At 65.5% G+C, this 12,586-nt stretch carries 11 protein-coding genes; 8 read left to right on the top strand and 3 right to left on the bottom strand.

All coding sequences use genetic code 11. The features are described 5' to 3' along the window. Window positions 1-14: 14 nt before the first annotated feature. Entirely contained in the window at window positions 15-1,421 is a 1,407-nt protein-coding gene (locus SJY20_RS15370) for a spinster family MFS transporter (RefSeq protein ID WP_380787786.1), read from the bottom strand. 194 nt (window positions 1,422-1,615) lie between these two features. Here SJY20_RS15370 and SJY20_RS15365 point away from each other — a divergent pair, with 194 nt between their 5' ends. From SJY20_RS15365 to SJY20_RS15335, 7 genes are all read left to right on the top strand, one after another. Continuing rightward, entirely contained in the window at window positions 1,616-2,494 is an 879-nt protein-coding gene (locus SJY20_RS15365) for an amidohydrolase family protein (protein WP_380787785.1), read from the top strand. Next, a complete protein-coding gene (locus tag SJY20_RS15360) occupies window positions 2,494-3,375 on the top strand; it encodes an SMP-30/gluconolactonase/LRE family protein (RefSeq protein ID WP_380787784.1) in 882 nt (293 codons plus the stop codon). The genes SJY20_RS15365 and SJY20_RS15360 overlap by 1 nt, the downstream gene beginning before the upstream one ends. Window positions 3,376-3,455: 80 nt before the next feature. Next, on the top strand, window positions 3,456-4,634 hold the full coding sequence (locus SJY20_RS15355; protein WP_380787783.1) for an acyl-CoA dehydrogenase family protein: 1,179 nt from the start codon (window positions 3,456-3,458) through the stop codon (window positions 4,632-4,634). A 14-nt stretch (window positions 4,635-4,648) separates the two neighbouring features. After that, complete coding sequence (locus SJY20_RS15350) at window positions 4,649-5,764, top strand: acyl-CoA dehydrogenase family protein (RefSeq protein ID WP_380787782.1); 1,116 nt, start codon at window positions 4,649-4,651, stop codon at window positions 5,762-5,764. A 10-nt stretch (window positions 5,765-5,774) separates the two neighbouring features. After that, a complete protein-coding gene (locus tag SJY20_RS15345) occupies window positions 5,775-6,278 on the top strand; it encodes a nuclear transport factor 2 family protein (RefSeq protein ID WP_380787781.1) in 504 nt (167 codons plus the stop codon). Continuing rightward, window positions 6,262-6,996 (top strand): SDR family NAD(P)-dependent oxidoreductase, encoded by a 735-nt coding sequence (locus tag SJY20_RS15340; RefSeq protein WP_380787780.1) that lies wholly within the window; start codon window positions 6,262-6,264, stop codon window positions 6,994-6,996. Before SJY20_RS15345 ends, SJY20_RS15340 begins: the two co-directional genes overlap by 17 nt. 2 nt (window positions 6,997-6,998) lie before the next feature. After that, complete coding sequence (locus tag SJY20_RS15335; protein WP_380787779.1) at window positions 6,999-7,562, top strand: hypothetical protein; 564 nt, start codon at window positions 6,999-7,001, stop codon at window positions 7,560-7,562. A gap of 73 nt (window positions 7,563-7,635) precedes the next feature. Here the strand turns inward: SJY20_RS15335 and SJY20_RS15330 are convergent, their stop codons facing one another. Both SJY20_RS15330 and SJY20_RS15325 read right to left on the bottom strand, forming a co-directional pair. Then, window positions 7,636-9,267, bottom strand: coding sequence for an AMP-binding protein (locus SJY20_RS15330; protein WP_380787778.1), 1,632 nt, complete (start codon window positions 9,265-9,267; stop codon window positions 7,636-7,638). Window positions 9,268-9,271: 4 nt separating this feature from the next. Beyond that, on the bottom strand, window positions 9,272-10,036 hold the full coding sequence (locus tag SJY20_RS15325; protein ID WP_380787777.1) for an enoyl-CoA hydratase/isomerase family protein: 765 nt from the start codon (window positions 10,034-10,036) through the stop codon (window positions 9,272-9,274). A gap of 319 nt (window positions 10,037-10,355) precedes the next feature. Here SJY20_RS15325 and SJY20_RS15320 point away from each other — a divergent pair, with 319 nt between their 5' ends. Further along, a complete protein-coding gene (locus SJY20_RS15320; protein ID WP_380787776.1) occupies window positions 10,356-12,578 on the top strand; it encodes a TonB-dependent receptor in 2,223 nt (740 codons plus the stop codon). Window positions 12,579-12,586: the final 8 nt, after the last annotated feature.

Below are 12,586 nucleotides of genomic sequence, written 5' to 3'. Positions count from 1 at the left end.
TCTATTCAATTCGGTTAGATGGCTGCCGCCGCGTCCTCGCGGTGGACCAGCCGGGTCGCATGGATGAACATCACGCCGCTCAACAGCATCGGCGCGCCGACCAGCGCGATCGCGTAACGCAGACCCGAAATCGCGCCGAACCAGCCGGTGAACAGGTCGCTCATGACGCCGACGAACAGGGGCCCGAGCGCAAGACCGATCAGGTTCACGAACAGGATCTGGATCGCCACCGCCATGCCGCGCATGCGCGGTTCGGCAACGGTCTGGATCGCGGCGTAGACCGGCCCGTAGCTCATCGTCTGGCAGAACAGCGCGGCGCCGAACAAACCGAGCGACACACGCATGTCGGGCGCCAATGCCACCAGCGCGAAGAGCGGCGCGGCGGCGGTGATGGCGACGGCGCAGAACAGGACGTAATTGGCGATGCTCGCCTTCGCTACGCGGTCCGACAGGAACCCGCCCAGAAAGGTGCCCAGCCCCCCGCAGATGCCGACCATCAGCCCGAGCATAATACCTAGCATCGCGGTCGGCGCCATGCCGGCGCTGCGCGCCAGCGTACCCAATTGCTCGGGATGCGTACGAATGTAGAGCGACCCGGAAAAGGCGCTGAGACCGTAGAAGGCGAACGCCGAGAAGCCTGAGGCGACGCAGATATAGGCGAAGGAGCGTTTGCGCCACAACGTCGCTAGCCCCTCCCGCAACGGAATAGCGACGGCATCGGCCGCCACGCTCGCGATACGGCGCGGCTCCTTCATTGCGAACGGCACGATCACGGCGAGCACCAGTCCGGGCGCACCGGCGATAAAGAACGCCCAGCGCCAGCCGAGCGTGGAGGCAAGGATGCCGCCGACGACCAGGCCCGTCAGCGACCCTAGCGGCACGCCCATCTGGTACATGGCGAGCGCCAGCGCGCGGCGGTTGCGTGGCACGTAATCGGTGATCAGGCTGTGCGCCGCGGGGGTGCATCCGGCTTCCCCGACACCAACGCCGACGCGCGTCAGCAGCATCTGGCCGAAGCCGCGCGTGAAGCCACAGGCGATCGTGAAGACGCTCCATACCACGAGCGCGCCAGAGATCATGTGCACGCGGTTGGTCTTATCGGCGAGGCGGGCGAGCGGCAGGCCGGCGGCAGTGTAGAGCAGTGCGAAGGCAAGGCCGCTGATCGCGCCGATCTGGCTGTCCGACAGATGCAGGTCCGCCTTGATCGGCTCGACCAGGATGGTCAGGATTTGCCGATCGAAGAAGTTGAGCGTGTAGATCAGCATCATCAGCAGCATGACACCGATCGGGAAGACCTTCGGGCTATCGCCCGCGATCGGCGTAGCGGTCTGGCCGGCGGGGAATGCGACATCGGGAAATTCGGCGACGACCACACCGTCCGGAGTAGTAAGTGGGAACTGTCTGATAACCTGATCGGTCACACGGTCTCTCCTGCCATCCGGTCTGGCGCCGGGGCTGGTCGCGACGATAGGCGCAGGCGGGATCATGTTGATCCCCTGAAAAGACGTCGGCCGATTATCACCTATGTAAATTGCTGCGCCGGTGTTGCGCGATAGCGGTTTTCATCAACCATGCGCGCCACTCTGCCTCTTGCGATAAAGAGGAGAGGCTTTGCATGATCCGGCGCATCGACGCCCATCATCACCTGTGGGACGCGGACAGCGGCCATCATCCGATGCTGTCGACGGCGCCGGTCGCACGCTTCTGGGGCAATAGCGGCGAACTGCCCAGACACTATGCGATCGACGCGTTTGCCAAGGATGCGCGCGCGGCGGGGGTGGTCGCGTCGGTACATGTCGAGGCCGCATTCACGCCACCTGAGGGCGAAGCCGCGGCGATGCAGGCGGTGGCCGATGCGCATGGCTTTCCGCAGGCGTTCCTGACGCGCGTCGACCTGGTGTCGCCCGATGCCGCGGCGCGGATCGCGGCGGATGCGGCGTTCGCGAATTGGCGCGGGATCCGTATCACCGCCGAATGGCCCGGCGATCCAGCGCTGAACCGGCCGGCGCGCACGCCGTTTGCCGATGTGGACTGGTTGAAGGGATATGCCGCGCTCGGTGCGGCGGGCGGGGTCGCCGATCTGATGGTCTGGCCGGAGCAACTGAAGGCGGTCGCGGGGTTGGCTCGCGCGCATACCGACACGCAGATCGTAATCGAACATTTCGCGCTCGGGGAGGGCGGGGCGCCGTGGGATGCGGGCATGGCCGAGTTGGCTGACTCCCCCAATGTCGCGGTGAAGCTGTCAGGACCGGGGCTGGTGCGGCGCGACTGGTCGGCGGCCACGATACGCCCGATGATCCTGCGGTTGATCGCTCTGTTTGGCTGCGACCGACTGATGATCGGCAGCAACGCGCCGGTCGATCTGGTGATGGCGGATTACGCGACGATCGTCGCGCGCTTCGATGCCGCGATCGGCGATCGCAGCGACGCGGAGAAGCAGGCGCTGTGGCACGACACGGCCGCGCATATCTATCGCATCCCCGGAGCGCGGTGATGGAGATCGCCTTTTTCGGCACGCATCGCAACAAGCTCGGCGAGAGCCCGGTTTGGGACGATGCGCGGCAATGCCTGTGGTGGGTGGATTCGCTCGTCGGGCGTATCCATGCGGCGGCACCGGAAGGCACAGCGATTGCGACCTTCGTGCAGGATCAGGCGGTCGGCAGTATCGGACTGGCCAAGGGCGGGCTTGTCGCAGCGCTCGCCGATGGCTTTTACGCGATCGACGGCGAGACGGGCGCGGCAACGCCGATCGTCGTCCTGCCCGCCGATGCGACGTTGCGCCTGAACGACGGCAAGGCGGACCGCGCGGGTCGGTTCCTGAGCGGGCAGATGCAACTTCATACGAACGGTGAACCCTCCGACGCCTCGCTCTGGCAACTGAGCGGTGGCGAGGCGACGGCGCTGGCCGACGGGCTGAGGCTCACCAACGGCATCTGTTTTTCGCCCGATGGCGCGACGTTGTACTTCGCCGACAGCCTGGAGGGCGTGATCCGTGCGCACGACTATGACGCCGCAACGGGGGCGATCGGGCCGCGTCGCGATGTCGTGGACTGCGCGGCGTTCGGATCGGGGCCGGACGGCGCAACGGTGGACACGGACGGCAATCTCTGGGTCGCACTGGTACTGGCCCAAGCGGTCGCATGCATCGCGCCCGACGGCACTTTGCTGCGCAGCATCGCGATGCCCATTCCCTATCCTGCATGTCCGGCGTTTGGCGGCCCCGACCTTGATACGCTGTACGTGACGAGCATCGCCGACTCCGGCGGGCGTCTGATCAGCGATCACGTCGATGCCGGGCGGATCGTCGCGATCACCGGGCTCGGCGTCACCGGCATCCAGGAAGGCCGATACCGGGACAATCACATCCGCGAATAATCCCGCGCCTGCGTCAACGAAATTGCCCGGTCCGGCACAGCGCCTAACCCGTGACGCCAAGAGGATGATGGAAGAACAGCATGAACCTGGATTTCGACGCCGCCGATGATGCGTTCCGCGATGAGGTGCGGGAATTCTTCGCGACCGGTATTCCCGAGGGCTGGAAGACCAAGGTCCGCGCCGGTCTGCGGTTGCAGCCCGAGGACCTTGTCCAGTATCAGCGCCGCCTGCACGATCGCGGCTGGGGCGCGCCGACCTGGCCCAAGGACTATGGCGGCACCGGCTGGACCGCGACGCAGCAATATATCTTCTGGAGCGAAGCCGCCCGCGCGGATGCGCCAGCACAGTTCCATCAAGGGCTGGAACTGATCGGCCCGATCATCTTCACCTATGGAACGCCCGAGCAGAAGGCACAGTATCTGCCGCGTATCCTGACCCTGCAGGACTGGTGGTGCCAGGGCTATTCGGAGCCGGGCGCCGGATCGGACCTCGCTGCGCTGCGTACCCGCGCGGACCGTGACGGCGACCGTTATGTGCTGAACGGGCAGAAGATGTGGACGAGCTACGCGCATGTCGCGAGCCATGTCTTCGTCCTCGCGCGCACGTCGCAGGAGCCCAAACGGCAGCAGGGCATTTCGCTGATATTGGTCGACATGAATACGCCGGGCCTGCGCGTGCAGAAGATCGCGACGATGGACGAGAAATATCACACCAACGAACTGTTCCTGGACGACGTCCGCGTGCCGGTCGCCAACCTGATCGGCGAGGAGGGCAGGGGCTGGGGATATGGCAAGGTGCTGCTCGACCGCGAACGCATGGTCAGCGCGGCGACGGCAATCTTCCTGACGCAGACGGTGCGCGGCATCCGCGAAGCGGCGACGCGACGGCGGATCGGCAATATGCCGTTGATCGAGACGCCGGGCTTTGCCGCGAAGCTGGCGCAATATGAGATCGAGGTCATTGCGCTCCAGACGATGGTGCTGCGCCTGATGGACGACGCCTCGCGCGGCGAGGATTCGGGGCCGCGCGGATCGATGGTGAAGCTGCGCTGGTCGCAACTGACGCAGGCGGGGACGGCGCTTTGGGTCGAGGCGCTTGGGCCGGAGGCGGCGCATTTCTCCGCAATCGGCGAAGCGGGTCTCGGCCAGGACATGCCCTATCCGTTGCAGGGCGCTCTCTATTCGCGCGTCACCTCGATCTACGGCGGGTCGAGCGAGATCCAGCACAACATCATCGCGCGCCGCGCGCTTGGCCTGTAAGGAGGGCCCGTCTCATGGACTTCGTCTATTCCGACGAACAGCAGATGCTGCGCGACAGCGTCGATCGCTACGGCGCCGAGAAGTGGGCGGCATCGGACCGCCTGAAGATCCTTGCCGCCGGCCCCGAGGCGGCGAAACGGCGCTGGGCCGAGATGGCTGAACTCGGCTGGCTGATGCTGCCGATCGCCGAGGCCGATGGCGGGCTTGGCGGCGGGCCCGTAGAGGTGATGGCGGTGATGGAGGGCATTGGGCGCCACTTGATCACCGTTCCCTTTACGACGAGTTGCGTGCTGGTCCCGGCGCTGATCGCGGGGAGTGACGCCGGGGGCGAATTGCTCGAACGCATCGGGCTCGGCGAGACGCTGGCGGCGGCTGGCTTCCTCGAGACGGACAGCGGTTACGACCTGCACCGGGTCGCGACGCGCGCGGAGCAAAGTGCCGACGGTTGGCGGGTGTCGGGCGCGAAGGTTCATGTCGAGGACGGGGCGGATGCGGACTGGTTCGTCATCTCGGCGCGCACGGCGGGTGGGACCGACGAGCGCAACGGCATCGGCCTGTTCCTGATCCCGCGTACCGGCGACGGCGTCACCGTCGAACCGTTCCGCGCGATCGACGGTCATCGCCACGCACGGTTGAAACTCAACGGTGTCGCGGCGGTACCGATCGGCGACACCGAAGGGGCTCTGCCGGGTATCGAAGCGGCCGTGGACCGCGCGATCGCCACCCAGCTGGCCGAGGCGGTCGGGTCGATGGAAGCTGCGTCGGATGCGACGCTCGACTATCTCCGCACCCGCCAGCAGTTCGGCGTGCCGATCGGCAGCTTCCAGGCCTTGCAGCACAGGATGGTCGACATGGTCGTCGCCGGCGAAGAGGCGCGGTCGATGGCGTATCACGCGACGCTGAACCTCAACCGCGACGCGGTCGAACGCGCGCGCGCCGTTTCCGCCGGCAAGGTTCGGGTCAGCGAAAGTGGCATCTATGTCGGACAGCAGGCGGTGCAGTTGCACGGCGGCGTCGGCATCAGCGAGGAACTGATCGTCAGCCACCATCTGCGCCGCCAGATGATGCTGGGCCTCGCCTTCGGACCCGCCGAACATCATCGGTCGCGCTTCGCGCTGATCCCGGCTTGAGGAGAAACCCATGACGCTCCAGGACCTGATCGACCGCGAGGCGATCCGCGACTGCATGTTCCGCTATTGCCGGGGCATCGACCGCGTCGACGAGGCCGCGCTGCGATCGGCCTATTGGCCGGACGGTACCGACAATCACGGCCAGTATGAAGGCAGCGCCAAAGGGTTCTGCGACTGGGCGATGAGCGTGTTGCCGAAGATCGATCGCGGTATTCACCAGCTCCACAACATGCTGATCGAACTGCGCGACGACGGCGCGGCGGTGGAAACCTACTTTTCCGCCTTCCAGCGCCAACCGGGCTCCGACGGGTTGCAGCAATGGGACTTGAAAGGTCGCTACATCGACTGGTTCGAGAAGCGCGGGGACGAGTGGCGGATCAAGACGCGCACCGTGATCTATGACTGGGTCGAGGAGATGCCGTTGCCGCCGGGTGACGAGGACGAACGTTTCGGCAAGCGCAAGCCGGTGGGCGGGCGCCACCCGCACGATCCCGTCTATGCGCTGTTCGCCTGAGGTGAAGACCGCGCTCGTAACCGGCGGCGCGCGCGGCATCGGCGCGGCGATCACGGCGACGTTGGCGGATGCGGGCTGGCGAGTGGTTGCCGCCGATATTGACGCGCGGGCTATCGACAAAGCCGAGCGGGACTGGGGGGATGCACCGATCACGGGCGCGGTGCTCGACGTGACCGATCGCATCGCGGTTTCGGGGCTGATGGACGCGCACGGGCCGTTCGACGTCGTGGTCAACAATGCCGCGATCCCGGCGGACATGCTGCCGTTCGCGGAACTAACGCCGGAGCATTTCGCACAAGCGCTGAAGATCAACGTGCAGGGCAGCTTCATCGTCGCGCAGGAAGCGGCGAGGCGGATGGCTGCGGGTGCGATCGTCAACATCGCGTCGCGCGGCTATCTCGGCGGCATCGGCGGCGCGCATTATGTCGCGTCCAAGGCGGCGGTGGTGGGCATGACGCGCGCTATGGCGGTGGAACTGCGCTGGCGCGGCATTTCGGTGAACGCGGTCGCGCCGGGGATGGTCGAGACGCGGATGATCGAGGGGTTTTCGTCCGCGATGCGTGAGAAAATGACGGAGATGGAGCCTGAAGGCGGGCCGCTTGACCCGGCCGTAATCGCGGGCGTGGTCGCCTATCTCGCTTCGCCGGCCGGGCGGTCGATGACGGGGCAGGTGTTGCTGGTCGATGGCGGCAAGACCATCGGCACGGGGCTGTATTGAGGATGGCAATGATCGAACCGCACCGCCTGCTGATCCTCGGCGCGGGCGACGGGGTTGCCGCCGCGATCGGTGCGCGGCTGATCGCAGATGGTATCTGCGTCGCGGCGAATGATGCGGTCGATGCCGTGCTGATCGACGGCATGGACGCGAGCGGGGACACGCCATTCCTTGAGCTGGACGATGCGGCGTTCTCGGCACAGGTGATCGATGCGACGCTCGACCGCGTCGGACTGCTGCAATCCGCTTTTGCGCGGCTCGGGCCCTCGGCGAGCATCGTGGTGCTGGGGTCGGATGCGCATCTCGGGCGCTGGCATGGGACGGGGCAGGCGGCCGCGAGCGCTGCGCTGGTCGGCATTATGCGTAGCGTTGGAATGGAATATGCGCGGCGCGGCGTGCGGGCCAACATGATCGCGCTGCCGCTCGGTACTGGTGCCGACGAAGACCGGATGATCGGTGATGCGGCGCGGCAGGCTGCGACGCTGTTCAGCGCGGAGTCGATTACGGGCGAGACGATTCTGATCGATGGCGGCGGAAATCTGAAGATGCGCCAGGCGAAGCGACGCTAGGGCTGGCCGTCTACGTCATTCCGGATGTACACCCCGCCTTCGCCGGAGAGGGTGTGCACGTGGACCCCGCGCTTCAGGCGACTACCCCGAGTTCCGCCATCGCGATTTCCAGCGCCCGGCGATAGTCGCTCTTGCCGCTCGCATGCCGGGGCAGTTCGTCGAGGACGATGATCCGCCTGGGCAGCTTGTACGCCGCCAGATCGCCGAGCATCGACGTGCGCGCCGCCGCCTCGTCATATCCCTCCGACACCGTCGCCAGCCCGATCACCGTCTTGCCCCAAGTCGGATCGGGGACGCCGACGATGATCGCGTCCTCGATGGCGGGCGCGCGCTTCATCGCCTCTTCGACTTCCTCGGCGAAGACCTTCTCGCCGCCGGTGTTGATGACCATGTTGCCGCGCCCGATCAACCGCAGCCGGCCGTCGGCCTCGCGGGCCGCCATGTCGCCTGGGATCGCGAGCAACTCGCCGCCCACCATGCGGTACACGCTGGCGGTCTTCGCCGGATCGCCGTGATAGCCGAGCGCAAACGGCGGACGCCGCGCGAGCCAGCCTTCGCCGGGCTGGTCGGCCTCCAGAATGCGGTCGGTTTCGAGTTCCACGATGACGGTCTGCCGGCCAGGCTCGAAATAGCCGGTCGGCGTTTCGCTGGTCGCGGTCGTGACGGCATAGCCGAAGCCAGACGCTTCCGACGCGCCCAGGATATCGACCAAGGTCACCTGAGGCAGGTGCTGGACGAGGATTTGCTTGACCTCGCGGCTCCACATCAGCCCGGCGGACGAAATGACGCGCATCGCCGACAGGTCCCAGCGACCGGGAAATTTCTGCAACGCCTGCGCCATCGGCCGTGCGAAGACGTCGCCGACTATTAGGATGCGTGTCGCGTTGCTGCGTTCCGCCTCATCCCACAATTCCTCGGCATCGAAGCGGGTGTTGGGCAACAGGATCGCGGTGCCGCCGCCGACGAGTTCGGCCATCGAACTGTTGAGCCCCGCGCCGTGCATCAGTGGGCAGGCGGGAATGACGCGGCCGGGCGCGGTGTTGGCGGCGACCATCGCGACATGATCCGCCATGTCGCGCACGACCGTCTTGATCGTCGGCGCTTCGAGTTGCGACGTGCGCGCATCGCCCGATCGCCACATTACGCCCTTGGGCTTGCCGGTAGTGCCGCCGGTGTAGAGCAAATAGCCGTCGTCGGGCGAGCGCCGAATGTCTAGCGGGCTGCCGTCGCCCTTCGCCGCCATCGCCGCATAGGGACCGCCATCATCAATCTGCACATCGAGCGTCAGGTCGGGCAGAGCGCCGAACAGCGGCGCCACGAGTGCCGCGAATTCGCCCTGATAGAACAGCGCGTGTGCCTGGCAGTCGGCGAGGACGTAGTCGATCTCGGCGGTCGTGTAGCGATAGTTGATGTTGACGTGGGACAGCCGTGCCTTGAACGCGGCACAGGCGATCTCGATGAATTCGGGGATGTTGCGCGCGAGGATGGCGACGCGCGCGCCGACCGGCAGCCCCGCTGCCAGCATCGCGCGGGCGACGCGGTTGGTGCGTGCGTCGAACTCCGCCCAGCTGACGACGGTATCGCCCCGGATCAGTGCCGGGCGGTCCCCCGGCACGGTGGCGGCAGTGGCGTCGAGCAGATCGCCAAAATTCCAGTCCATCGCCGTTGGGCGCGCCGCGCTTCCCGTCGTGCCCGCGTCGTGCATGGCGTCAGCGCCCCTTGAAGACGGGCTTGCGCTTCTCGACGAACGCCGCGACCGCTTCCTTCGAGTCCTCCGACTGCGCGAGCTTCGCCGTGTTGCCCTGTTCGTAGATATAGCCGTCGCGCAGCGTCATGTTCTCGATCGTCCGCATGCTGTCCTTGGCGAGGCGCGTGGCGAGAGGGCTCTTCGACGCGATGTTATGCGCCATCTCCATTGCGAACGGCATCAGTTCGTCGTGCGGCAGTGCCGCCTCGATGATGCCGCGACGATACATTTCCTCGGCGGTGGCGCGGTATCCGGTCAGCATCATACGACGCGCGAGCGAATGCGGAATGATCCGCGCGGCATGCTTGCCGCCACCCATCAGGCCGACATCGACCTCGGGCAGGCCGAACACCGCGCGTTCCGACGCAACGATGATGTCGCAGGCGGTAACGAGCCCGAGCCCCGCGCCCAGCGCCGCGCCGTTGACCGCCGCGATCGTCGGCTTGGCATTGTCGGCGATGCAATAGCCGACCTCGCGAACCCAGCGGTTGCGGCCCGAGCGCGCGCCCGGCGCAGACAGGTCCATGCGGTTCTTCAGTTCGGCGCCGGCCGAGAAGCACTTGCCAGCCCCCGTAAGCACGACGCAGCGCACGTCGTCGCGGTCGTTGAACGTGTCGAAGATCGCGATCAGTTCCTGGATGAATTCCATCGGCTGCGCATTGACCGGCGGATTGTCCATGGTCACGACGGCGACGTAATCGGCGACTTCCAGCTTGATCAGGCTCACAGCGCTCACTCTCCCGTTTCGATTTTTCGTAGGTCGGGTTTGTATCCGAACCGGCGGAGCGCAAAGCCGGGTGCGGCAAGGGCGCCGGCAAAATCCCATACGCGATTTGCCGCGCAGCATTATGCCCGCCTCCCAAATCCCGGTTGTGATTTTCGGGGACGGACCTCTCTCGCCGATTGAGAAATGGCCGGATCGGCGACGACAACGGGGGGCCGAACAGCACGGACGGGGTGATCGGACGCCTCACATGACGCTGGAACGCCAAGATCAAATGCGCACGCAACGACGTGCGACGAGGCGCTTAGGGAGGATATCAGGAATGCACGTTACCCGTACGAAGAGCGTTCTGCTGATCGGCAGCGTCATCGCGATGTTCGGCCCGTTGTCGACCGCCATGGCCCAGACGACCCCGGTCCAGGCGACCCCGGCCCAGACCGCTCCAGCCGCCGCCGACACGCCCGAGCAACAGTCGAACGAAGTGAAGGATGACAAGGGCGGCCTCGCCGAGATCATCGTGACGGCCAGCAAGCGTGGTCAGGCCGAGAGCGTGCAGGACGTGCCGTTCGCCGTCACCGCGTTCGGCACCGACCAGCTCGACGAACAGCATATCCGCACCATCGCCGGGCTCAGCTACGACATTCCGAACGTGCAGCTGACCGAACTCGGCACCGCGCCGGGTTACGCCAATTTCTCGATCCGCGGGCTCGGCATCAACAGTTCGATCCCTTCGATCGACCCGACCGTCGGCACCTTCGTCGACGGCATCTATCTGGGCATCGGCGGCGGTGTCGTGCTCGACACGTTCGATCTGGCCGGCGTCGAGGTGCTGCGCGGGCCGCAGGGGCTGCTTTTCGGACGCAACGTGACCGGCGGCGCGGTGGTGATCCGGTCGACCGTGCCCAGCAACACGCTGCATGTCGACGTCAAGGCGGCGCTGTCGACGGGTCTGGAGAAGAACCTGAGCGGCGTAATCAGCGGCCCGATCGTTACCGACAAGATCCAAGCGAAGCTCGGCATCTATTACGACAAGGACAATGGTTGGTTCACCAACCGCTTCAACAGCAATCATAATTTTGGCAAGATGGAGACGATGATCTTCCGTCCGGCGGTGCGGTTCACGCCGACCGACACGGTCGAGGTAATCGCCCGCTACGAGCACGGCCACCAGATCGGTGACGGCGCCCGCCCGACTAATTTCGGCCTGTTCGGGCGCGACACGTTCAAGATATCGGTCAACGAGGAAGGGCTGTCCCGCAACAACTGGAACATGGCGAGCCTGGAGACGAACGTCGATGTCGGCTTCGGCGGCGGCAAGATCACCAACATCGCCGGCTATCGCAATTTCCAGGGTGACCTGATCACCGATCTCGATGCATCGCCGGCGACGGCCTATCACTTCTACACGCGCACCGAGCAGAACCAGTTTTCCAACGAACTGCGCTATGCAGGCACCTTCGGTAAGGTCGATGTGACGACCGGGCTTTATTACTTCGGGCAGCAGATCAACTATCTCGAAAAGCGCCTGCTGTCGGGCGGAAACCTGACGATCGCGGGCGGCGGCGTACAGAACCAGCACAGCTATGGCGCATTCGCGTCGTTCGACGCGCACGTGACCGACAAGATCACGTTGAACATCGGCGGTCGCTATACGACCGAGGACAAGAAGGTCCGCATCGCCAACATCATTGCCGGCGGCTGCAATTTCGATGCGAGAACCTGTAACTACACCTTCTTCAGCAAGAAGGACTGGAACGGCTTCACCCCGCGCGTGGGTGTCCAGTACAAGCCGACCGATGCGACCCAGCTCTACACCTTCTGGGCCAAAGGTTTCCGCAGCGGCGGCTATAACCTGCGCAGCATCAACACCGCGGTGGCGCCGGGCCCGTTCGACCAGGAAACGCAGAATTCGTTCGAGGTCGGGTTGAAGCAGGAATTCGGCCGCATCGCCCGGTTCAACATCGCCGGCTTCTACAACAAGGTCGACAATGTGCAGCGCGAGATCGTGACCCCGGTCGCAGGCGTCGGCGCTCTGCAGGTGGTGGCGAACGCCGCCAACGTGACGATCAAGGGCATCGACGCAGAGGCCGTGCTGATGCCGGTCAAGGGCCTGACACTGACCGGCCAGCTCGGCTTCACCGACGGGAACTACGACGAGATCTTCGCGGACCTGAACAACGACCGGGTGATCGATGCGAAGGATTTCGCACTGGTGCTGCCGCGCCTGTCGCGATGGACCTATGGCGGATCGATCGCCTATACGACGGCAGCCGGCGAGGGCACGGTCGACGGCCGCGTCGCCGCCAATTACCGCAGCATCGCCTATTACAACGAGCTCAACAACGGCATTTTACCAGCCGCGACGATGGTCGATGCGAACCTCGCGTACAGCCGCGGTCCGTACAAGCTGTCGTTGTTCGGCACCAACCTGCTGAACGAAGTGACCTACGGTATTTCGGGGCCAACGCCGTTCATTCCGAACGGCACCTTCTCGGTGCTGAACAAGGGCCGCGTGCTCGGCATCGAGTTGCAATATAAGTTCTGATGGTCCGG

This window comes from Sphingomonas sp. R86521, assembly GCF_042466235.1.
Lineage (GTDB): Bacteria > Pseudomonadota > Alphaproteobacteria > Sphingomonadales > Sphingomonadaceae > Sphingomonas.
The sequence above is the reverse complement of the archived record's forward strand: the minus strand, read 5'-3'. Positions and strand labels throughout refer to the sequence as shown.

What these genes read in the sequence shown, in the direction of transcription:
- SJY20_RS15355 (WP_380787783.1), top strand. Translation starts at nt 3,456, where the DNA reads ATGAACCTGGATTTCGACGCCGCCGATGATGCGTTCCGCGATGAGGTG.
- SJY20_RS15345 (WP_380787781.1), top strand. Translation starts at nt 5,775, where the DNA reads ATGACGCTCCAGGACCTGATCGACCGCGAGGCGATCCGCGACTGCATG.
- SJY20_RS15335 (WP_380787779.1), top strand. Translation starts at nt 6,999, where the DNA reads ATGGCAATGATCGAACCGCACCGCCTGCTGATCCTCGGCGCGGGCGAC.
- SJY20_RS15320 (WP_380787776.1), top strand. Translation starts at nt 10,356, where the DNA reads ATGCACGTTACCCGTACGAAGAGCGTTCTGCTGATCGGCAGCGTCATC.
- SJY20_RS15360 (WP_380787784.1), top strand. Translation starts at nt 2,494, where the DNA reads ATGGAGATCGCCTTTTTCGGCACGCATCGCAACAAGCTCGGCGAGAGC.
- SJY20_RS15350 (WP_380787782.1), top strand. Translation starts at nt 4,649, where the DNA reads ATGGACTTCGTCTATTCCGACGAACAGCAGATGCTGCGCGACAGCGTC.
- SJY20_RS15340 (WP_380787780.1), top strand. Translation starts at nt 6,262, where the DNA reads ATGCGCTGTTCGCCTGAGGTGAAGACCGCGCTCGTAACCGGCGGCGCG.
- SJY20_RS15330 (WP_380787778.1), bottom strand. Translation starts at nt 9,267, where the DNA reads ATGCACGACGCGGGCACGACGGGAAGCGCGGCGCGCCCAACGGCGATG.
- SJY20_RS15365 (WP_380787785.1), top strand. Translation starts at nt 1,616, where the DNA reads ATGATCCGGCGCATCGACGCCCATCATCACCTGTGGGACGCGGACAGC.